This window comes from Chitinophaga pollutisoli, assembly GCF_038396755.1.
Classification (GTDB): domain Bacteria; phylum Bacteroidota; class Bacteroidia; order Chitinophagales; family Chitinophagaceae; genus Chitinophaga; species Chitinophaga pollutisoli.
In genome coordinates, this window is the sequence record NZ_CP149822.1 from 5,650,442 (window position 1) to 5,672,857 (window position 22,416).

18 protein-coding genes and 1 pseudogene are annotated in these 22,416 nt (G+C 56.1%); 7 read left to right on the forward strand and 12 right to left on the reverse strand.

Annotated elements, in window-relative coordinates; all coding sequences use genetic code 11:
- Positions 1-4: 4 nt before the first annotated feature.
- From WJU16_RS24050 to WJU16_RS24075, 6 genes and pseudogenes are all read right to left on the reverse strand, one after another.
- On the reverse strand, positions 5-601 hold the full coding sequence (locus WJU16_RS24050) for a histidine phosphatase family protein (RefSeq protein ID WP_341835900.1): 597 nt from the start codon (positions 599-601) through the stop codon (positions 5-7).
- On the reverse strand, positions 594-2,009 hold the full coding sequence (locus tag WJU16_RS24055; protein WP_341835901.1) for an FGGY-family carbohydrate kinase: 1,416 nt from the start codon (positions 2,007-2,009) through the stop codon (positions 594-596). Before WJU16_RS24055 ends, WJU16_RS24050 begins: the two co-directional genes overlap by 8 nt.
- A gap of 12 nt (positions 2,010-2,021) precedes the next feature.
- Positions 2,022-3,467 (reverse strand): FGGY family carbohydrate kinase, encoded by a 1,446-nt coding sequence (locus WJU16_RS24060; RefSeq protein ID WP_341835902.1) that lies wholly within the window; start codon positions 3,465-3,467, stop codon positions 2,022-2,024.
- A pseudogene (locus tag WJU16_RS24065) lies at positions 3,460-4,023 on the reverse strand (NAD(P)-dependent oxidoreductase); the annotation flags it as partial. The pseudogene WJU16_RS24065 and the gene WJU16_RS24060, both read right to left, overlap by 8 nt.
- An 18-nt stretch (positions 4,024-4,041) precedes the next feature.
- Entirely contained in the window at positions 4,042-4,467 is a 426-nt protein-coding gene (locus WJU16_RS24070; protein WP_341835903.1) for a hypothetical protein, read from the reverse strand.
- Position 4,468: 1 nt separating this feature from the next.
- Positions 4,469-5,725 carry an MFS transporter gene (locus WJU16_RS24075; protein WP_341835904.1) on the reverse strand — a complete coding sequence of 419 codons (1,257 nt, stop codon included), beginning with the start codon at positions 5,723-5,725 and terminating at the stop codon, positions 4,469-4,471.
- Between the two features lie 223 nt (positions 5,726-5,948).
- On the opposite strand from WJU16_RS24075, the gene WJU16_RS24080 reads away from it, so the two are divergent.
- The 5 genes from WJU16_RS24080 to WJU16_RS24100 all read left to right on the forward strand — a co-directional run bounded on the left by WJU16_RS24080 (position 5,949) and on the right by WJU16_RS24100 (position 13,372).
- Complete coding sequence (locus tag WJU16_RS24080) at positions 5,949-6,713, forward strand: DeoR/GlpR family DNA-binding transcription regulator (protein ID WP_298713495.1); 765 nt, start codon at positions 5,949-5,951, stop codon at positions 6,711-6,713.
- 366 nt (positions 6,714-7,079) lie between these two features.
- The gene (locus tag WJU16_RS24085; protein ID WP_341835905.1) at positions 7,080-9,074 is read left to right on the forward strand and encodes an ATP-binding protein; all 1,995 of its coding nucleotides are present in this window, start codon (positions 7,080-7,082) and stop codon (positions 9,072-9,074) included.
- 34 nt (positions 9,075-9,108) lie between these two features.
- Positions 9,109-11,103: an ATP-binding protein gene (locus WJU16_RS24090; protein WP_341835906.1), complete on the forward strand. Its 1,995-nt coding sequence runs from the start codon at positions 9,109-9,111 to the stop codon at positions 11,101-11,103.
- Positions 11,104-11,172: 69 nt separating this feature from the next.
- A complete protein-coding gene (locus WJU16_RS24095; RefSeq protein ID WP_341835907.1) occupies positions 11,173-13,008 on the forward strand; it encodes an ABC transporter ATP-binding protein in 1,836 nt (611 codons plus the stop codon).
- Between the two features lie 49 nt (positions 13,009-13,057).
- Positions 13,058-13,372: a DUF3817 domain-containing protein gene (locus WJU16_RS24100; RefSeq protein ID WP_341835908.1), complete on the forward strand. Its 315-nt coding sequence runs from the start codon at positions 13,058-13,060 to the stop codon at positions 13,370-13,372.
- 89 nt (positions 13,373-13,461) lie between these two features.
- Here WJU16_RS24100 and WJU16_RS24105 read toward each other — a convergent pair whose 3' ends face one another.
- Positions 13,462-13,959, reverse strand: coding sequence for a DinB family protein (locus tag WJU16_RS24105; RefSeq protein ID WP_341835909.1), 498 nt, complete (start codon positions 13,957-13,959; stop codon positions 13,462-13,464).
- Positions 13,960-14,066: 107 nt separating this feature from the next.
- Between WJU16_RS24105 and WJU16_RS24110 the strand changes: the two genes are divergently transcribed.
- The gene (locus WJU16_RS24110; RefSeq protein WP_341835910.1) at positions 14,067-14,501 is read left to right on the forward strand and encodes a hypothetical protein; all 435 of its coding nucleotides are present in this window, start codon (positions 14,067-14,069) and stop codon (positions 14,499-14,501) included.
- Positions 14,502-14,504: 3 nt separating this feature from the next.
- On the opposite strand, the gene dusB is transcribed toward WJU16_RS24110, so the two are convergent.
- The 4 genes from dusB to WJU16_RS24130 are packed head-to-tail and all read right to left on the reverse strand — an operon-like array spanning position 14,505 to position 17,703.
- Positions 14,505-15,542: a tRNA dihydrouridine synthase DusB gene (gene dusB, locus WJU16_RS24115; RefSeq protein ID WP_341835911.1), complete on the reverse strand. Its 1,038-nt coding sequence runs from the start codon at positions 15,540-15,542 to the stop codon at positions 14,505-14,507.
- 23 nt (positions 15,543-15,565) lie between these two features.
- Entirely contained in the window at positions 15,566-16,297 is a 732-nt protein-coding gene (locus WJU16_RS24120) for a metallophosphoesterase family protein (RefSeq protein WP_341835912.1), read from the reverse strand.
- Between the two features lie 17 nt (positions 16,298-16,314).
- Positions 16,315-16,890, reverse strand: a complete 576-nt coding sequence (locus WJU16_RS24125) for a GNAT family N-acetyltransferase (RefSeq protein WP_341835913.1) — start codon at positions 16,888-16,890, stop codon at positions 16,315-16,317.
- A gap of 18 nt (positions 16,891-16,908) precedes the next feature.
- Positions 16,909-17,703 carry a helix-turn-helix domain-containing protein gene (locus WJU16_RS24130; RefSeq protein ID WP_341835914.1) on the reverse strand — a complete coding sequence of 265 codons (795 nt, stop codon included), beginning with the start codon at positions 17,701-17,703 and terminating at the stop codon, positions 16,909-16,911.
- 230 nt (positions 17,704-17,933) lie between these two features.
- Here WJU16_RS24130 and WJU16_RS24135 point away from each other — a divergent pair, with 230 nt between their 5' ends.
- Positions 17,934-20,504 carry a family 78 glycoside hydrolase catalytic domain gene (locus WJU16_RS24135; RefSeq protein WP_341835915.1) on the forward strand — a complete coding sequence of 857 codons (2,571 nt, stop codon included), beginning with the start codon at positions 17,934-17,936 and terminating at the stop codon, positions 20,502-20,504.
- Positions 20,505-20,607: 103 nt separating this feature from the next.
- On the opposite strand, the gene WJU16_RS24140 is transcribed toward WJU16_RS24135, so the two are convergent.
- On the reverse strand, positions 20,608-22,347 hold the full coding sequence (locus WJU16_RS24140; RefSeq protein WP_341835916.1) for a thiamine pyrophosphate-dependent enzyme: 1,740 nt from the start codon (positions 22,345-22,347) through the stop codon (positions 20,608-20,610).
- Between the last annotated feature and the right edge of the window lie 69 nt (positions 22,348-22,416).

Here is a 22,416-nt window from a genome sequence, read left to right on the forward strand (position 1 = left end):
GCTATCAGAATTTGGCATTGAGGTGTTGTAAAGTGAATGCGCCGTCTGCGTCCAGGGTGAACATAGTGACGGAAGCGTTTTCCTGCACGAGCATCCGGTAGTTCCGGAGCGGCATGCCGAGTTTGTACGCGAGGAACAGGCGGTTGACGCCGTTGTGCGCCGCTACGAGAATGTTGCCGGCAGGGTGTTTGCGGTGGATGTCGGTGAAGAAGGAATCTACCCGCTCCACGATTTCCCGGCCGCTTTCGCCCGTTCCGCCGGCGCGGAAGGAGTAGGGGTCTTCCATCCAGTGGTGCCAGTGCTCCGGCGCCTCGGCGATGAATTCTTCTTTCGTTTTCTGTTCCCAGGTCCCGAAGTCGGCCTCAATCAGCCTTTCATCTTTTTTGACATAAGCCCCTGAAGCGATGTTGGCGGTCATGAAAGCGCGTTCCAACGGAGAGGAATAAACGCCATCGAAAGTGATGCCTTTCAGTTGCTGGCGCACGGCTTCGGCCTGCGCGATGCCTTTGGCGGTCAGCGCGATGTCGGTCCGGCCGCAATACCGGTTGTTGTCTGCGTTCCAGGCGGTTTGTCCGTGCCGGAGCAAATAAACGTTAAGCATATCCTTTTTCTTTCAGTTTGTCCCGGAACTGCTGGTAGCCATGTTGATAGGCTTTCTCCAGTGCCGGATCGGGTTGCATGGTATTTTCGATATGAGCCATGGCGGCGGCGGCTTCCGCGATGCTGCCGTAATATGTTTGCGACGCGGCTAGGATGGCGGCGCCCACGGCTCCGCTCACTTCTTTCATTTTATGTACCGGCACGCCCAGCACGGATGCCCTGATTTTCAACCAGAGCGTGCTGTTGCTGGCGCCGCCGGCGGTGTACACGGCTTTCACGGTTTCGCCGGAAAGCTGTACAATCAATTCATACGCCATCTTTTCGATATAGGCTACGCCTTCCATCCCGGCGGCAAATTTCTCCGCTCCATCGAGCCCCTGCGCCTGGAAAGCTTTGGCTTGCGGCGCTACGAACGGGAACCTTTCACCTTGTTGCTCCAGCGGCCAGTACAATTTGCCGGTGGGTATCAACGGGGCGGCGGCTTCGTTGAGCGCGCCGGGGTCGCCGGGGAAGTGCTTCGAAATCCAGTCGGCCCCGGTATTGCTGGCGCCCCCCGGCATCCAATAACCTTGCGGGTGCCGGTGGTTGTACAGCCGCCCGAGCGGGTCGTGCAGGGGCTGCAGTGTCACGCCTTTCACGACGAGCGTGGTGCCGATGGTCGTGTTCCAGGCGCCGGGCGTTACCGCGCCGGAGGCAATCTGCGAAGCGCAGCCGTCGGTCATCCCGGCGGTGGCCACCACGTTCGGCGGCATGCCGGGCAGGCGGAGGGTGACTTCGCCCACGGGCGCGCCGGAAGGTACTACGCCCTGCAGCCACTCGCGGCGCAGGGGTAAATGACCCCAAATATATTCCGGCCACCGTTCGTTTGCTACGTCGTAACCGGATTTTAACACATTGGTAAAATCGGTAATGCCGAAGTTGCCGGTCAGTTTGCCGGTGATGAAATCGGCGGCGTGGATGAATTTGTGTATCCGGCGGGCTTTTTCCGGGTAATGTTCCGCGAACCACACCATTTTCGGCAATCCGCTCGTGGTATTGAACGCCGTGTAGCCTTCGGGGTGGAATTGTTCCGCGAGGGCTTTGCAGCGTTTCCCTTCTTCCGCCTGGCGGCCGTCGCTATACATGATGGCGGGATGGAGCGGCTGGCCGGCGGCGTCCACAGGGATCACGGTGCCGGATGTGCTGGTGACGCCGATCGCGCGCAGCTTTGCTGCTTCGGGATGCCGGAGCAGCAAAGCGAGCAATTTCTCGCAGGCAGCCCACCATTCGTCCGGCGATTGTTCTTCGCGCGAAGCGGCGCTCAGTGGGAATGGCTCGCTGAAAGCAGCCAGTACAAGGCCGCGCTCATCGGTGAGAATGGCTCTTGCGCCCTGTGTGCCTACGTCCAGCCCGATAAAAGTATGTTCCATTAATTGCTTGTCTCAGTTCATGTTCCGGAAATAATCCCGTGTTTTCTCCCAGTCCGCGTAAATAGCGGCGTAGTGGGCTTCATCCTGCGGGTGTACGGTTTCGATGGTGCTCTCCATCTGTCCGTCGATCCCCAGCGCTTCGTTGCAGATCAGCGCGCCGCCTACGGCCGAGGATTGCTGGAACCCCGCGCGCATCTGCACTTTCTTTCCCGTCAGATTGGCGATGAGCTGGCGGAGCGTCAGGCTTTGCAAACCACCCCCGCAGCCCCAGATGTAATCGGGCTGGTGGCCGGACACTTCCGCGAGGATTTTATAATTTTTGACGATGGAGCACGCGATGTCTACCATCGTGGCCCAAACGAAGCTGCCGCGCGTGAGCAGGTGCGAAACGGGCGCGGGAAAGATGAAGCCGCCTTTCGTGAGTGACACTTCCTCATCCGCCAGCAACGAGCCCAGGCTCGCCATGCAGAAGGTGTGCCGGTTTTCCGCCAGCTCTTTTTCGATAACGTCGTATCCTTCGTTGGGATAGAATATTTCTTTCAGGCGTTGATAATTTAATCCCGTAACGCCGGCGTTGGCTTCGAATACGAAGCGCTCCGGCACGATGTCGCGGCTCGTCCAGGTGCGTTCTTCCGCATCCAGTGTGTAATTGCCGGTGAGCTTCACGATGGGCGTGGTGGTGCCGGAGACGATTACCATATCATCCACCGCCGGGCGGGTACTCTTGATGGCCAGCTGCGTGTCGCCGCCGCCGGTTACAACGATCGCCAGCTGCGAAATCCCCAGTTCCCGCGCGACTTCCGGTTTTACGTCGCCCAGCACGGACGCGGAGGTGCGCAAAGGAGGAAGAAGAGATGCCTCCAGGCCAAAGGCGGTACATAGTTCATCGCTCCATTCCCGGCGCTCCACGTCGAACAGCAGCGTTTCGGACGCCTGCGAATGTTCGTACTTCGCGATGCCTGAAAACTGATATTCCACCCAGTCGGAAATACTGAGGAACAACGCGGTTTGGGACCAGATCTCCGGTTTCCTTTCGCGGATGCCCACAAGTTTGAAAGCGGAGAAAAGGGAAGTCGGGTAACGGCCGGTTAGTTGGTACACGCGGCTTTTATCCGCCAGCATGTATTCCCATTCGCGGCCGCGGTGGTCGATGTTGGGAAGGCCGGTAAGGGAATTGCCCTGCGCGTCGAGCAGTACGATGCCTTCGCGCTGGCTGGTGGCCGTGATGGCGCGGATTTCCACGCCGGGCGCGGCGGCAAGGGCTTGCGAGGTGAGGCCGAGGATCTGCTGCCAGAGGGCGCTTGGGTCGAATTGCAGGGCGTCAGGGTAAAGCGGGTCCTTTTCGTACCGGATATCTTCCCGCGCAACGCTGAGCACTTGTCCCCCAGGTGTTGCGATCGCTACGCGCACGTTGCCGGTGCCGATGTCTGCGATGATGTATGCGTCTTGTTTAGCCATTGACGGTTGTTGAAAGTATTTGACGGTTCGCCAGCTCGCGTATCTGGCGGTTTCCGTTGGCGAACCATTGGGTAAGGGCTTTGTTCATGATGGCCACGTGATGGTCTTCCACCTCAAAAGTGGCGCCGGCGATATGCGGTGTGGCGATCACGTGCGGCTGGTCGATGATCCGGTAATCCGTTTCGTCGGGCGGCTCGTTATCGAACACGTCGAGCACCGCGCCGCGGATCGCGCGCGATTCGAGGGCGGCGAGGAGATCTTCCCGGTTCACTACGGCCGCGCGCGCTGTATTTACAAAAATGGCGTCTTTTTTCATCAATGTCAATACGCGGGCGTTGATCATGTTTTTCGTCTCCGCTGTCACCGGGAGGTGGATGGAAACGACGTCGCTGGTGCTGAAAAGCTCTTCCAGCGTACATTTGGTGTAAGCGGGATCATATTCCGTTATGTATGGATCGAAGAAGCGGATATCGCAGGGATAGTTGCGGATCATGCCGGCGATGAGCTGCCCGATGGCGCCGAAGCCCACCATGCCCACGGTTCTTCCGGCCAGTTCGTTGCCTTTGAAATGAAGTTAGGAATCGTGTGCGCCGGCTTGCCAGTTGCGGCCTTTGAGCCAGTCGATGGCCGGTATGGTATTACGCAGGAGCATGATCACGTTGGATATGAACATTTCCGCCACGGCCTGCGCGTTGCGGGCCGGCGTGAAAAATACGGGGATGCCGAGCGCCGTGGCTTTGCCGACCGCTACATTGCTGGGCGTTCCGCGGCAAACGCCGATAAATTTCAGGTGCGGGAACGATTCGATCACTTTGGCGGTAACGTGGTCGTGTTCGGTAATGAGCGCTTCCGCTTTTGTTTCCGCCAGGAGTCCGAGCAATTCCGATTCGTTCCAGGCGCGGCCGTTGGGTTTCCACGACTTGTATACCGATTCTCCGAAAAGCTGGTCTATTTCCCGGATGCCTTGCTGATGGTAAGGAGCTGTAATTAAAATGCGCATGCTATATGGATTGTATTGCTTCTGCAGGTTGCGTTTGATGGAGGGTTTTGGCATTGTTGGGAAGGGTGATGAAACGGGTGATGATGGCGCTGATGACGTAAAGCCCCGCCAAAATCCAGATCACGCCTTCTTCGCCGGCCGATCCAATGAAAAGCCCTACGATGGCGGGCCCTACGAATACTGGGAGGCCTGCCCCGAGGTTTAGAATGGCCATGGCTGCGCCTTTGTCTTTTTTCACGAGTGAAGGCACGAGTGCCGTCAACGGTACATACCCCGCCAGTAAAGCGCCCCAGAGAATGCCGGCCGCCATCACCGCCCAGTAACTGCCTTCCCAGATTTGCGGGGCGTAATAAAACAGGAGCGTGCTCAGTGCGCAGCCCATGCCGCCAAACCACATGATCGTGTTGCGCCATCCGAAATGGTCGCCCACGAAACCGAAGATGAGGTTGAAAATGATGTTGGACGTGAAGATGGTGCCCCAGATCGTGAGCCATTCCGTGGTATCGAATCCGTGACGCGCCATGTACATGGGCAGGAACACGGGGAAAGCGAATTGCGCCGTGGTGTTGATGATGCGGACGATCCCGCCCAGTAAAACCTTCGGTTCTTCCTTCACGATCGTCAGCCCCTTGACGAGTTCTTCCGCTTTGGATCCGCCGGCAGACTGCCGCGCCGGTTTGCTGCGGTTCAGCAACAGCGCCATCACCGCGCCTAGGAGCGCCCAGAAAAGTGAGGTCCATAAGGTATTGAGGTGCCCGAATTTAGTGATGGCCCAGCTGGAATAGTATGCGCCCAGTACGTTGAGGCCGCCGGTAAATACGAACCAGAACCAGCCCACGGCGCGGCCGAGTTGCCGCTGCGGACTGCTGTACGCGATCCAAACCAGGAAGGAATAGGCGAATAAAGGATAACCGAAGCCGCGGAGCGCGTAGGTGAGGAGCATCACAGGCTGGTTGAGCTTCGGCATGCCGAAGCCCACGAAACCCACGGTGCCGAGGCAGTAGAGGAGCAGGCCGAGCGCCATCGTGCGGCGGACGCCGTAGCCCTCCGCCAGCACGCCGGAAAACCAGGCGGAAATCGCGATCGTGATGCCGTAAACGGTGAAAAGGGTGGCGGACTGCTGAACGGTCATCCCGTGATCAACCAGGTAAGGGCTCAGCCAACCCTGCTCGATGCCGTCGCCCATCATAAAGATCATAACGCCGAGGTAGCCCCAGATCAGTTGCCGGGGAATGCCTGCTTTTTCTAAAGAAGTCATGGTATCAGGTTTCGTGGAATAAAATGGAATGGAATTGAAACTTCCTAAAAGTAAAAATTAAACTTAATTAAACAAAAATAAATTAAAGTTAAGTTTTTAGATATTTTTCATTTGAATTGCAAATCAATCATTAACATAAAAATAAAATCAGTTGTTGGACAATTCCGATAGAGAAATGTATATTTGATGAAAGGTTATTTAACATTAAGAAAGCCACTACGCTATGAATATCACGGAAAGGCACCAGCTCATTTTACAGGAACTGCAGGAAAAAGGGAAAGTCGATATCCAGGAACTGAGCGAAATGCTCCAGGTTTCCGGCGTGACGATCCGCAAAGACCTCAAACTCCTTGAAGAAAAGAAACTCCTCTTCCGCACCAAAGGCGGCGGCTCCACACAAAACCCCTACGCCATCGAGCGCCCGATCAACGAGAAAGAATTCATCCGGATGGAAGAAAAAAAGAAGATCGCCCGCGCTGCGATGGAACTGATCGGCCATAACGATTCCATCATCATCGGCTCTGGTACCACCGTCTTCGAACTCGCCCGCATCCTCCACCCGTCCAAACATATCACCGTCATCACTCCCGCGCTCAAAGTAGCCCTCGAACTCTGCAACCGACCAAATGTGGACGTGCTCCAGATCGGCGGCCTCATCCACCAAAGCTCTTCCGCCGCAGCCGGCTCCTTCGCCGAACGCCTGCTCGACGATATCTCCTGCGGCGTGCTGTTCGTCGGTGTCGACGGCATCGATCCCGAGTTCGGCCTTTCCATCACCAACCTCGCCGAAGCCAGCCTCAACATGAAAATGATCGGCCTCGCCCAAACCGTCGTTGTAATGGCCGACAGCTCCAAGTTCGACCGCCGCGGCATCGGCCGCATCTGCAGCCTGGAACAGGTGGATTACATCCTTACCGACAACCAGGTAGATTCCGCCACTGTGCAAATGCTGCAGGACCGTGGTGTGAAAGTCATCCTCGCTTCCTGAATTTCGTCCCACACAAGAAAAATTGAGTATATTTACCCAATTCCTCATCGCGCGGCTTGCTGAAATAGTCGGTAAGCGCTACTGAAAACAGCCATGAGGGCATATTAGCAGCATATTCCTCGTAATTTATTGAGCAGTCGGGCGCATTCCGGAACCTTTCCGGGGCAATACCGCTGTGTGCCATGCAGCTTCATTGGCCTGGGTAAGCAAACTGGTGTGCTGCCTGCTGCCGTATTTATGAACCGGTTTAGATCACCAGTTATGCTTCGTATGTTCTCTTCATTCAGCCGCTGGCAGCAATTGCCTGTCGCCACCCGGCGCGGGTTTCCCCGTATTCCGTTTTGCAGCATTCCATATTTCCAAGCCATGCCACTTCGCATTCACATCACCGGGACCGTTTTCGGGCTGATCCTGCTTTTCCTTTCGCAAACCGCCGCGGCGCAAAAGGCGGAACAGCTTTCCAGCCAACACCGGCCCATCGTCGGGTCCGCCAAAAGCGATACCGCGAAAATCACGGCCCTGATCAATTACGCCATGGCGGTATTCGATTACAGCAACGATTCGACTTATAAAATCGCGGAAGAGGCCATGGCGCTCAGCCGTAAGGCCGGCTCGCTTTCCGGGCAGGGAAGGGCGTTGGAGGTGTTCGCCAAATACTATTTGTATCAGGGGAATTTCAGCGCAAGCCAGGAAGCCAGCCGCGCGTCATTCGCGATTTTCAAACAGCTGAAAGACAGCTCCGCCATGGCGGGCATGCAAACCTATATCGGGTTCAATTACATCCGCATGGCAAAGTTCGATTCCGCGGTGGCGGAATTGTTCGCGGCGATAGACTTGATCCCCGCGCGGGATTCCCTGCAGAAAGCGCACCCATACAATGGACTGGCGCTCGCTTTCGCCAATATGTCGCAGATCGAAAAAGGTCTGTATTATGTCCTTAAAAGCGAACAGTATTTCGCCATGAGCGGAGACACCACCAGTTGGGTGAAAATGATCCTCAACCGCGCCAATTTCAATGGCTACCTGTACCGCTATCATGAATCGGGCATGGCCTGCCGTGAAGTGATCGCCCTCAGTGACCATGCCGGCTACGCGAAAGGCCAGTGCATGGGGCGGCTATGCCTTGGTGGGCATTACGGGCGCTATCCCGAAAAACTGGATTCCGCGCTGTATTGGCTCCGGCAGGCAGAAGCATATGCCGAGAAATTTGAAATAGGGCCATTCGATAAAGTACATATCTACTTCGTGTCTTCACGCGTCTATTATACAAAAGGGGAATACGACCAGGCGTTGACGTACACGCGGAAAGCGCTGGATATTTCCGAGGAATTGGGGTTGATGGAATCGTTGGTGGAATTCAATCAGCAGCTGGCAAAAATCCAGATTCACCGCGGCGATAAGAAAGGCGCTTTGCAAGCGCTGGAAAATTACGTCCAGTTCCGCGACAGCCTGCAGCGCAAAGAAATGGCTACTAAAGTGAACGAACTGGAAACGAAATACAGGACGCTGGAAAAAGACAAGGCGCTGGCCGAACAGCAACTCGCCATCACGAAAAAAGACCTGGAGATACGCAAGAAAAACCTGCAAACAGCATTGCTGGGCGCGGGCTTGCTACTGGTGTTGATTATCGGCGGCGGTGTGTATTACCGCTTCCGGACGCGGCAGCAATTGCAGCTGCAACGGATGTTACTGTTGAAAAAGGAATCCGAACTGAAGATGAGGCAGGCATCGATGGAAGGGGAGGAGAAAGAACGCGCCCGTATCGCCCGGAACCTTCACGACGGGGCGGGCTCTATCTTATCCGGCGTCAAGCTTTACCTCGCGTCGCTGGAAAACCAATACATCGAGCTCGCCGGTTCACCTTCCTATCACGACACCCTGCGCCTGCTCAACGACGCCGTTACCGAAATCCGGGACACTTCCCACAACCTCATGCCTCGCCTGCTCTTCGAAGAAGGGCTGGACACCGCCGCGGCCGACTATTGCGAGAAACTGGGCCGTAACCAGTCGGTGGCGTTCGCCTACGAATCGGTGGGGCGCCCCACGCGCTACGATCCCGGTTTCGAGTTGACGGTTTACCGTATGATGCAGGAACTGATGGGCAACGTCATGAAACACGCCCAGGCCACGCACGCCCTCGTGCAGCTGGAATTCGGGGAAGAGGAATTTGCCATGACGGTGGAAGACGACGGCAAGGGGATGGCTTCCGGGAAGGAAGGCGCCGGCATCGGCCTGTATAGCCTCAAAACCCGGGCAGAAGCGTTCCATGGCAGCATGGAGGTGGATTCCTCGGCCGAAGGAACTTCCATTCATATCCGGTTCCCCGTTCCGGACACCATCATCACTTCACAATCCGCTTAAGACATATTCATTATTTAATTGCCATCCACGAACCATGCACCACCGATTTTTCCATATCCGGAAACTGTTTGCCATCGCTTTTTCCATGGCGCTGAGCCTTAATGCCTTCACCGCTGCCGCGCAAACGATAGAGGAAGTGCACCGGAAACACAAGCCCCTGTTGCAATACGGCAAAGAAGACACTGTGCTGGCCGACCGTCTTTTCGACTACGCCACCGATCTCCACGAGCTGGACGATGATTCCGCCATGGCGCTCATCGACAAAGCGCTCGCCATTAGCCGTCGGCTGGAGAATAACCGCCGCATCGGCACGCTCATCTGCGCCCGTGCACAGGTTCTTACGCATAAAGGGCATTTGGATTCCGGCCTGGTGGAATACGGCCGCTCGCTGGAATATCTCCTGAAAGAAAAAAGCTACCGTTACACCGGCGTAGCCTGGACCGGTATCGGGAACACCATGATGCAATCAGGCCGGCTCGACACCGCCGCCCAGGCATATTTCCATGGGATTGAAGCTTACCGCGAGGCGGGGGATACCGTCAGCATGGCGCATGCATACAACGGGCTGTCGATCATTTTCAGCCAGATGGAACAGTTGCAGAAAAGCCTGCATTATCTCCGGAAAGCGGAGGTTTTGTATGTGCAACGCCGCGATTCCGGCAACCATATCAAAGTGCTCATCAATATGGGTGACAAATACACCCGCCTCAACCAGCCTTCCGACGCCGCGAGATCGTTCCGGGAAGCCATCCGGATCAGCGACCTCGCGCAATACCAGCTGGGGCGCTTTTATGCACGCGTCGGGATTGCGGACCTGTATGCCACGAAGAAACTGCACGCCGATTCCGCATTGATTTACCTGCACGAAGCAGAGCGCATTGCCCGCGGGTTTACGTTGCCGCCGCTGCTGGTCAGTTCCATGCACGAAACTTTCGGGCTGGCGTTTTATGAATCCGGTAACCATGCCATGGCCAGGGAGTATTTGCTGAAAGCCGCACCTGCATTGAAAAGCATCGGGCATGTGCCTACCCTTATGCAGCATTCGCAGTTGCTCACGAAAGTGAATATCCGACTGGGCCAGAAAACAGCCGCCATGGAAGCGTTCGACGATTATGTCAGGTACCGCGACAGTTTACAGAAGACGGACGTAGCCACCAAAGTGAATGAACTGGAAACGAAATACCGGACGTTGGAGAAGGACAAATCGCTGGCAGACCAACAATTGGCAATCACGAAAAAAGACCTGGAGCTGCGGAAGAAAAGCGGCATGCTGGCAGCATTGGGCGGCGGTTTGCTATTGGTATTGGCGATCGCCGGCGGCATATATTTTCATTTCCGGCAGCAACAGCAGCTGCAGCGCCAGCAATTGCAACTGATTCAAAAGGAAGCTGAACTGGCGATGGCGCAGGCGTCGATGGAAGGGGAGGAGAAAGAGCGCGCCCGCCTTGCCCGGAACCTCCACGACGGCGCGGGCTCCATCCTGTCGGGCGTGAAGCTATACCTGGCTTCGCTGGAATCGCAGTACCGGGAGCTTTCCCAATCCGCGCCGTACCGTAATACCCTGAGCCTTCTCAACGACGCCGTGTCCGAAATCCGCGATACTTCCCACAACCTCATGCCGCGGCTGCTTTTCGAAGAAGGCCTCGATGTGGCTGCGCATGCCTATTGCGAAAAACTCGGCCGCCATCATTCCCTGGAGATCGAATATCATTCCTACGGCGAGCCCCGCCGTTTCAACGCGCATTTCCAACTGATGATCTACCGGACCTTGCAGGAATTGCTCGCCAACGTCATCAAGCATGCCGAAGCCACCCACGTTTTGGTACAGCTGAATTTCGGGGAAGAAATGTTTTCGTTAACGGTGGAAGACGATGGGAAAGGATTCGCCACCACCGGCGAAACCGCGGGCATCGGAATGTTCGGCCTCCGATCGCGGGCAGAAGCGTTCCGCGGGACGATGGACGTGGAATCCTCTGCCGATGGGACCTCCATCCAGCTCACGTTGCCACTCAATGCCGCCATCACCTGAACATCCGCAGGTAGGCCTGCGGATGTTCGTTTTTTACGGAAAGTCCAAATTGCGTAACTTCAGTGCCGCATGAGAAGACCCAGCAGAAAACCCGGGGAGCCCGATGTGAGCTTCAGGCAGCGGATGGCGGCATTGAAAAATCTGCCCGCTTTTTTCAGACTGGTTTGGCAGACCAGTCCGTGGATGACTACCTGGAACATCCTGTTAAGAGCCGCGCAATCCGCCACGCCGTTGGGATTGCTGTACATCAGCAAACTGATTATCGATGAGGTGGTCCGCCTGACGCAGGTATCGGGCGAGGTGAGTTACACTTACCTTTGGGAGCTGGTGGCTGCGGAATTTGCGCTGGTCGTGATTTCCGGGGCTTTGGGAAGGGCGATTTCGCTGGTAGACGGACTCCTGGGCGAACAGGTCGCCAACCACACTTCTGTACGCATCATGCAGCATGCCGCCACGCTCGACCTCGACCAGTTCGAAGATTCCACCTTTTACGACAAACTGGAACGCGCGCGCCAGCAAACCGCCGGCCGCACGCAGCTGCTCAGCCAGGTGCTCACGCAGGTGCAGGATGTGGTAACGATGATCTTCCTGGCAGCGGGTTTACTAACGTTCAGCCCCTGGCTGATCCTGTTACTCCTGGTGGCGGTGCTGCCATCCTTCTTCTCCGAAACCCATTTCAACGACCGTTTCTACGCCCTGGCCTGGGGCGAAACCTCCGCCCGGCGCGAACTGGATTATATCCGCTTCCTGGGCGCGAGCGATGAGTCCGTGAAAGAAGTGAAGATTTTCAACCTCAGCCAATATCTCGTGGAGCGCTTCAAAACGCTTGCGGATAAGTTTTATCATGACAAGAAAGCTTTGTCCGTCCGCTACAATATCTGGGCGGTGGTGTTTTCGCTGGTGGGAAGCGCGGGGTACTATGCCGCGTATGTCATCATCATCCTGCAAACGGTCAAAGGCCAGCTGACTATCGGCGACCTGGCGTTCCTCGGCGGGTCGTTCCGGCAGTTGCGTGGTTTGCTGGAAAGCGTGCTGATGCGGTTCACCAGTGTAACACAAGGGGCGATTTACCTGCGCGATCTTTTCGAGTTTTTCGAAATTTCGCCGAGGATCACGCAGCCTTCCAAAGCGCGGCCTTTCCCGAACCCTATCCGCGAGGGCTTCGTTTTTGAAAATGTGGGATTCAAATACCTGAACGCCACCCGCTGGGCCAACCGCCACCTCAGTTTTACCCTGCATCCCGGTGAAAAACTGGCTTTAGTAGGCGAGAACGGCGCGGGTAAAACCACGCTGGTCAAACTACTGGCGCGCCTCTACGACCCCTCGGAAGGCCGTATCCTGCTCGATGGTCACGACCTCCGCGAATACGATCTTAACGAACTGCGTATGCAGGTAGGCGTCATTTTCCAGGATTTTCAGCGCTACCAGATGACTTTCTCCCAAAACATCGCCGTAGGAAACATTGCTGAAATCGATAATACGGCCAGGATCGAGCTGGCGGCGGAAAAGAGCATGGCGGATTTGCTGTATGGCCGACTTCCCAACGGTTTCGACCAGAGGCTGGGCCGCCGCTTCAGCAACGGTGTTGACCTTTCGGGCGGGGAATGGCAGAAGATCGCACTGGCGCGGGCATACATGAAAAACGCCCAGCTCCTCATCCTCGACGAGCCTACCGCCGCACTGGACGCGCGCGCAGAATATGAAGTGTTTCAACGCTTTGCGGACCTCACCCGGGGTAAAACAGCCGTACTCATCTCGCACCGCTTCTCCACCGTGCGCATGGCCGACCGGATTTTGGTGCTCGAAGGCGGGCAGCTGCTCGAAATCGGGACGCACGAAGAGCTGCTCGCCAAAAAAGGGCGGTACGAAGAATTGTTCTCGCTCCAGGCGGCCGGTTACCGGTAAACTGACGATAATCATTTTCCGGAACCAGTTTCCGCCGTAGGTTTGCGCCATGGAAAAACAACAGACTGGCGAACAATACGCCCGCTCCATCAAACGTTTCCGTATCATCGCGTGGCTGGAAGGGCTTTCCTACCTGGCTATTATCTTCATTTCCATGCCGCTGAAGTATTTCTTCGATGAGCCCTGGCTCAACAAGCAGCTGGGTATGGCGCACGGACTGTTATTTGTTCTGTATGTGGTACTGGTGATCGAGCTGAAAGTAGCCATGCAGTGGTCCTTAAAGAAGACCGCCATCGCATTGGCCGCATCCATCGTGCCTTTCGGAACCTTTTTCCTGAACGAAAAATGGATCCACCGTCCGTAGTATTCTCAATCTTTCTTTACGATAATTTAGGCAAGCAAAAAAAGGGAGGCGTTTTCGCTTCCCTTTTCGTTTTGCATATGTGCCGTTGGTTACATCGAAGGTTCGTCGGCGCTGGGCCCGTAACTGCCGGGGATGGGCACATCCAGCAGACGGAGGTAAACGCCCAGCTGCGCCCTGTGATGCACGATCTGGTTATACGACATCCGGATGATCTCGGATTTGGGCGACATGCCATGCACCTGGTCGCCGGTGCGGAGGGTCCAGGGCTGGCCGAACGTGGATTCGTCGGCCTTTTCGAGGCTTTCATAACCCTCTTTCAGCGATTTTTCGTGGATATCCAGCAGGTCCTGAGCGGAATTCACCACGGGCGGAGTGTATGCCATCGCGGCGAAGTCGATCCCATCGGTTTCCACGGCCATTTTGGCCCAGGCAGGCAGTTCCGCGATATGGGTGGCCAGGCTGCGCATATCCATGCTTTTGGGATGGGGCCGCCAGTCGAGCTTGTCGGCCGGAATGCGGCCCAGCATTTTGCGGGTGGTTTCGGCCTCGCGGGCCATTTCTTTCAACAAAGCGGGAATAGTTGCCATGATTTTTGGTTTTTTGGTTTGATGATACAAAGATGGAACCGGGGTTTGACAACCTTATGTCAGCAGCGTTCACTTTTTTTTGTGTAGATTTAAAAAAATATTCTCTGATGCGAACTGCCTTATTGATGACGATCCCGTACATCGCACTTGCCTGTCAATCTTCCCCTTCCAGCGAGCAATCTGCCGAAACCCAGGCCAGTGCTCATTGTTACCAGAAAGTGACGGGCAAAGACACGTTCCTGCTGCAGTTAGTAGTGGATGATACGGACGTGAAAGGCGTATTGGAGTATAAATTTCATGAAAAAGACAAGAATTCCGGAACGGTAAGCGGCGCGTTGTCAGATAATATTTTCCGCGGCACTTATCATTTCAAAAGCGAAGGCACCACCAGCGACCGGCCGGTGATTTTCAAGATGATGGGTGAACAGCTTTATGAAGCCCTGGCAGACAGTGCGGACGCCAATGGCATACCCATTTTCGCGACAGACGATTCCCGTCTTCGCTTCGATCCTTCCCCTTATTCAAAAACCGATTGTAAATAGCGGTTAAATCGGGCAATTTTCGTGGTAGTTGATGAGTTGGATGGGCGCTTTCTCCATCTCGAAGCCTTCATACGCCCGGAGGATATCGTCCAGCACGGATTTGATTTCGTCCGGATCGGTGAGGGTAACGAGTTTGTTGCGGTATTCCTTGATACCGGGGAGCGCTTTGAGGTAGGTGAAGTAATGGCGGCGCATGGAGTAGATGCCGGCGTGGCCGCCCCGCCATTGCAGCGATTTATCGAGATGTTGTTTGCAGACGGTGATGCGCTCGGCCAGGGTGGGGGCGGCAAGCTCTTCGCCGGTTTGCAGGAAATGGCGGATCTCGCGGAAAATCCAGGGATAACCGATGGCGGCGCGGCCGATCATAATGCCGTCGATACCATAGCGGTTTTTATATTCCAGCGCTTTCTGCGGGCTGTCGATATCGCCGTTGCCGAAGATGGGAATTTGGATGCGGGGATTGTTTTTCACTTTGGCGATGAGCGACCAGTCGGCTTCGCCTTTGTACATCTGGCAGCGGGTGCGGCCGTGGATGGTGAGGGCTTTGATGCCGGCGTCCTGCAGCATTTCGGCGACGGTTTCGATGTTTTTGGTGTCATCGTCCCACCCCAGGCGGGTTTTAACCGTAACGGGAAGGCTGGTGGCTTTAACGCAGGCTGTCGTGAGCCTTTCCATCAGCTGAATATCCTTCAGAACACCCGATCCCGCGCCTTGCGACACGATCCCTTTTACAGGGCAGCCGAAGTTGATATCGAGGAAATCCGGCTGTGTGAGGTCTACGATCTGCGCCGCCTGTGCCATACGGCCTTCGTCACCCCCGAAGATCTGCACGCCTGCGGGGCGCTCTTCATCGAAAATATCCAGTTTGCGGCGGCATTTCGCCGAATCGCCAACCAGTCCTTCGCTGGAAATGAATTCCGTATACAGCAGATCTGCCCCGTTGGCTTTGCAAACCACCCGGAACGGGGGATCGCTCACGTCTTCCATGGGCGCCAGGAGCAGGGGGAATTCCGGCAGGGTGATATGTCCGAGTTTGACCATCGCGGCCGCAAATTTACGAAAAATCAGGTATTCCGCCCTTTTTCGCCGGGATAGAGGTATTGAACGGTGTCGCTCTGGATAAACGCCTTCGTCCGGAGATCGAGGGCGGTGAGCTTGCCGTTGAAGCCGGCGCCGGTGTCTACGTTCCAGACGTTGCCGGCATGCATGGGATCGAACTCGCCGTAATTGATGGTAGGGGTATGGCCGATGAAAATCTCATCGTACAGCCGCAGCCGCTTAGGATAGCGGGCGTCGTTGGGCTTGAGCCGGGGATCCAGCGCCAGGGCCATTTCCCAAAGCGTGCGGTCCCACATGTAGTTATATTGGTAACGCTCGAACTGGGGGCCATGCATCGATGCAAAACCGGCATGGATGTAAAGCCGGTTATGCTCGTCTACATAAAACTGCCGCATGCGGTGGAAAAATGCGAGGTGTTCTTTGCGCGCTTCCGCCGACAACTTCTCGTAACTCGCCACCGTGGCCCTGCCACCATGCTGCAACCAGAGGTCCAGCGGTGGCTCCCCGCCCAGCCAGGATTCGCACCAGGCGTCGTGGTTGCCGCGAAGAAATACGCAGGTATACCTGCGGTCCAGTTCCATCAGGTAAGCGATGGTTTCGGCGGATTCGGACCAGCCGTCAACGTAATCGCCCAGGAAAATCAGCCGGTCATTGACCGTAGGCTGTATTCTTTCGATCATCTGTTGCAAGGCCCTGTAGGCTCCATGGATATCGCCGATCGCAAAAGTTCTGCTCATGTGTCAGCGAAATTACATTATTTGCCGATATCCTGCCCGTCGCGCAAAGGCGTCAGCAACGAATACACCGCAATGTCGAGATACCGGCCGTCCCAATACTCCGCTTCCCGGAAAAATCCTTCTTTCACAAACCCCGATTTCTCCAGCACTTTTTCGCTCGCTACATTCGCCGGGTCGATGATCGCTTCCACCGAATGCAGCCGGTACGCCTCGAATCCATGGCGCAATACCGCGGCGAGGGCTTCACTGGTGATGCCCCTGCAATGATACCCGTCATGCAGCATATATCCCACCTCTGCACGATGATAGGCCGGATTCATCTTCACATAGCCGATCACCCCGATCACTTTATCTTCCCCTTTCAATGTTATCCCCCAGTTGATCGCTTCGTTGGCCTGCGACAAGGTATTGAAACGGTCGATCAGCGTAATCGCGTCTTCGCGGTTGACGGCCCGCACCCGCGGGATGAAATGCATCAGTTGGGGATGCGAGCGCAGATACAAAATATCATCAGCGTCCGTGCGCTGCACCTGGCGCAGTATCAGCCTGTCGGTAACAAGTGCGGGGACAGGGGTCAGTTGAAAAGTGAGCATGCGGCAATTTAAGCCAAATCAGGCTTCCATCGACAGCTCTTTCTTGTAATTGGTGAAATTCTTCCCTGAAGCGTTCTTAAAGTATTTCGAGAAGTGCGATTTGTCCTCAAATCCAAGATGGTACGCGATTTCCTTCATCGAATAGTTCTCTTTGTGCGTGGCCAGCATACGCGCTTCCGACAAAATACGCCGCCGGATATGCTCGCTTGCCGTTACGCCGGTCAGCTCCTTAACCGTCGTGTTCAGATGGTTGGCGGTTACATGCAGGTGCCCCGCATAATCGGTCACTTTTTTCAGCAGGATAAACTGCTGGTCGAGCAGCGAAATGAACTGCCGAACGAGCCCCGTTTTGCGGTCGGCGGAATAACCCGTCCGCGGCGCGGGCAGGCAACGCGCGATCTGGCGCAGGAGAATTTTAAGGTAATCGCGGATCATATCGAGCCGGTATGGCCTGTCCGATTCCCATTCGGCACGGATGAGGTTCAGCAGCTCGAATGTATCTCCGCGCTGCGCATTCTCCACGCGCAGCACGGGTTTACCTGCGGCGCCCAGCAGGCAAAGTTCGTACACGAGGGGGATGTAATGGATGAAATCGTGGGTGAAAGTGAAAGCATGCCCTTTGGCATCGCGGGAAAACACGCCCTGCCCGGAGGCGGCGCTGCGGATGAAGTAAAGGCCCTCGGAAGATGTAGCGCCATTGTCGAGCAGGCAGGCGCCCTGCGTCAGGTGCACCAGCTGGATTTCGTTGGAAGCGCCCCCGGTCCTGGCGGGCAACGCTTGCAGGCGGAACGTCTGCATGTCTTGTATTTGCATGGGATTGGGTTTTGTCCCTATATCAAACCATTGTTGTGCCAGTTGAGTGGAATCAAACGAAAATGAATGCGGTAAAGGGTTTGGGGAGATGGAAGCCGAAGTGGTCCCACCGCGTTTCCCGCGAAATGCCGATGCCCGCCACGAAATATCATGACACGAAAATTCGTGGCGGCCGCCGGAGCAGGACGCACCGGGACAGTTAAACCCGTTGTTTTTTTATATTACGCACCATGAAACGCCTCTTTTTACTGCTCGGCCTTCTCGCCGCACAGCAAGTCAGCGCCCAGCTCGCCGGGCTCCGGTGCGAACATCTCGCCAACCCCATCGGGATCGATGCGGCCCGGCCCCGCTTTACCTGGCGCCTGGAATCAGGGGAGCAATCGTCGTGCAGGGTGACGGTCAGCAAGAACGGATCGGTCGTTTGGACTTCGGGCATGCTGCCTGGCCCCACGGCTTTGGTGCGCTATTCCGGTCCGGCCCTGGCGTCCTTTACGGCGTATGACTGGGAAGTGGAGGTAATCCGTGCGGATCAACCGGCAGACCGCGCGGCCGCGCGTTTTGAAACCGGTATGATGAGCTGGCGCGACTGGAAGGGCGCCTGGATCAGCGACGTGAACGACGTGGATTTGAAGCCCGCCGCCCTCTTCCGCAAGGCATTCCTGTCTTCGGGGAAGATCCGCAGCGCCAGGGCGTACATTGCCGCGGCCGGGTTGTACGAGTTGTATATAAACGGCCAGCGCATCGGCCACCACCGGCTCGATCCCATGTACACCCGCTTCGACCGGCGCAACCTCTACGTAACCTGGGATATCACCCCGCAGTTGCAGTCCGGCGAAAATGTGTTGGGCGTGATGTTGGGGAATGGATGGTACAATCACCAGTCCACCGCTGTGTGGGATTTTCACAAAGCACCCTGGCGTGCGCGTCCCGCTTTCTGCATGGACGTCCGCATCACATACGATGACGGCCGCGTGGAAACGATTACCACGGGTAAAGATTGGAAGACCCACACGGGCCCTGTCATCTTCAATAGCATTTATACCGCGGAGCATTACGACGCGCGGCTGGAACAGGAAGGCTGGGCCAATGCGGGTTTCAACGACAAAACATGGAAAAGCGTGCTCCTGCGCGCGGCGCCTTCGATGAACGTAGCCGCCCAGGCAATGGTGCCCGTGGGGGACGGCGATACCCTGGCGGCGAAGGGTTTCCGGAAGTTTAGCGATACACGGTATCTGTACGACCTGGGACAGAACATTTCCGGCGTCAGCAGGCTCACGGTGAATGGTCCTGCCGGAGCAGTGTTGCGCCTCCGGCACGCCGAACGGCTGGATTCCGCCGGGCACACCGATCAATCCAATATCGATGTGCATTACCGGCCCACCGGCGACCAGGATCCTTTCCAGACCGATATTTTCATCCTTTCCGGAAAAGGGGAGGAAACTTTTATGCCGCGCTTCAATTACAAAGGGTTCCAGTATGTGGAAGTGGTAAGCAGTGTGCCGGTGGAGCTGAAGAAAGAAAGCCTGACGGGATTATTCCAGCACAGCCTGGTGGAAGCTAAAGGCTATGTGCATACTTCCAATCCCGTGATGAATAAAATCTGGGAAGCCACCAATAATTCCTACCAGTCCAACCTTTTCGGCTACCCGACCGATTGCCCGCAACGTGAAAAGAACGGCTGGACGGGCGATGCGCACCAGGCCATTGAAACCGCGCTGTATAATTTCGACGGCATCACCGTGTACGAAAAATGGCTGAACGATCATTTCGACGAGCAGCAGCCCAATGGCGTTTTCCCATCGATTATCCCAACCGGCGGGTGGGGATATGAATGGGGAAATGGTCCGGATTGGACGAGCACCATCGCCATCATCCCCTGGAATATTTACCTTTTCTATGGCGACACCACGCTGCTTTCGCGCTCCTACGACGCGATGCGCCGCTACGTCGACTATATCACTTCGATATCGCCTTCCGGCATTACAACCTGGGGCCTCGGCGACTGGATTCCCGTGAAATCCCAAACTCCCGTTCCATTTACATCCACCGCGTTTTATTACACGGATGTCAACATCCTCGCCAAAACCGCGAAAATGCTGGGCAAAATGAAAGATGCGGAGCGGTATGCGGCGTTGGCAACTTACATCCGCAATGCTTTTAACGAAAAATATTTGCACCGCGAAACCGCGATCTATGGCCAGGGCGTTCAAACGGAACTGAGCGTGGCTTTGTATTGGGGCCTGGTTCCGGATTCGCTTCGCGCGAAAGTGGCCGCCAATCTTTACAAAAGAGTCGAGGCGGATAATTTTCACCTGGATGTTGGCCTTATCGGCAGCAAAGCCATTCTGAACGCGCTGAGCGAAAACGGTTACGCCGACGCCGCCTGGAAGATCGCCAGCCAGGAAGATTACCCGAGCTGGGGATGGTGGATCAAGAATGGCGCAACCACGCTGTATGAAAACTGGCCCATCAATGCGAAAAGCGATATTTCCCTCAACCATATCATGTTCGGTGAAATCGGCGCCTGGCTTTACAAAGGAGTGGGTGGCATCTTCCCCGACGAGCGGCAGCCAGGCTTCCGGCATGTGCGCATGAAACCGCATTTCGTGAAAGGGCTCGATCATTTTGAAGCACATCACGACGGGCCAGCAGGCCGTATCATTTCATCCTGGAAGCGCAAAGGCCGCACAGTGCAATACACCATGACTATCCCGCCAAACAGTTCCGCAACGTTGGAACTCCCCGGCAGGACGCCTGTCAGCGCCGGCCCGGGAACGCATGTTTACGATGTAAGACAGTAAAAAAACAAAAGGCATAACAGGAGGGAGGACTGTCATCGGGCGCAAGCCGCGGACAGGCTTTCTTTTTTGCGCCAGGGGTAAAGCCGGCGTGTGTAATGGGTTTTCAAAGTAGTTCCTTTGCGTGGCGGATGTTGCTTTTAATGGTTTCCCATACTTCTTCAAATTCGCCGTTCAGCATTAGTTTCGTCATGGAGGCCGCCATCCCGCGCACTTGCGCCAGTTTGATCTTCGGCGGCATGGCCAGCGCATTGGGGTCCGTCATGATGTTCAGCAACACGGGACCGGGCTGGCCGAGTGCGTGGCTGAGGGCTTCACGCACACGGTCGGGCTGCGAAACGGTGATGCCGGGAAGGCCGTACGCCTGCGCCAGCATCGCGAAATCCGGATTGTGCATATCGGTTTGCCAGTCGGGCAGGCCTGCAACTTCCATTTCCAGTTTTACCATGCCCAGCGAGCGGTTATTGAACACAATGATTTTTACGGGGAGTTTGTATTGCGCGATGGTGGCGAGATCGCCGGTGGTCATTGACAGGCCGCCGTCGCCGCAAAGCGCTACCACGGCACGTTCTGGCGCGCATAAGGCTGCGCCGATGGCTTGCGGCAACGCATTTGCCATGGAACCGTGGTTGAATGAGCCCAGCAATGCTCGGTTGCCGGTGGAGGAGATGTAACGTGCGGCCCACACGCAGGTCATGCCGGTGTCTACGGTGAAAACGGCGTCGGGCGGGGCGAGCTGGTCGATGGCGGCGGCCACGAATTCGGGATGGATTTTATTTTCGCCGCCGGCATCTGTAACATAAGATTGCAGGCGGTCATTCACTTTCGCGTAGAGTTTCCGTTCGTTTTCCAGGAATTCGTTTTTGGTTTTGGGCTGGATGAGAGGAAGCAACGCCGCAAGGGTTTCGCGGATGGTGCCGTGCAGGCCCTGATGCAGCACCGCCCTTCTTCCCAGCCTTTCGGCCTGCGCATCGATCTGGACAACACGCGTATCGTCGGGAAGGAAAGGAGTGTAGGGGAAATCGGTGCCCAGCAACAGCAGCATATCGGCGTGATGCATGGCATGATAGGCCGAGGGCAGTCCCAGCAGGCCGGTCATGCCCACTTCGTTAGGATTATTGTGTTGGACGGCCATCTTGCCCCTGAACGAATAACCGACAGGTGCCTGTAGGGCGTTGGCGAGGTCGATGATTTCCGGATGCGCGCCTGCGGCGCCGATGCCGCAAAAGATCGTCACCTTCTCGCTTTTGTTGAGCGTTTCAGCCAGTTGGGCCAGTTCGCCGGAGGAAGGGATGATGCCGGATTGGGTGAGGTAAACGTTGTGGGAAGATGCGCCTTTTTCCGCATCCATTTCCGATACATCACCCGGCAATCCGAACACCGCTACGCCTTTGCGGCTGACGGCTGTTTGCATGGCCATTTGCAACATGCGCGGCGCTTGGGCTGGCGTGGTGGCCATTTCGCAATAGTAGCTGCAATCGTCGAACAGTTTGTAGATGTTCGTTTCCTGGAAAAAGCCGGAGCCGAATTCGGGGGAAGGGATGGCTGAAGCGATGGCCAGCACCGGCGCGCCGGACCGGTGGGCGTCGTACAGGCCGTTGATGAGATGCACATGCCCGGGCCCGCAGCTCCCCGCGCAGCAGGCGATCTTGCCCGTCAGCTGTGCTTCGGCGCCAGCGGCGTAGGCGGCGGTTTCTTCGTGGCGCACGTGTATCCATTGAATATGGCCGTCGCGGCGGATGGCGTCGTTGAGATGGTTGAGGCTATCGCCGGTAACGGCGTAAATCCTTTCCACGCCCGCGGCGCGTAACAATTGAACGATCTGTTCTGCAACGGTTTGGGCCATTTACTTGCTGTTTTTTACAGTTATAACATGCATTCCCGGGAATGGTTTGAATTACGATAAATCATATGT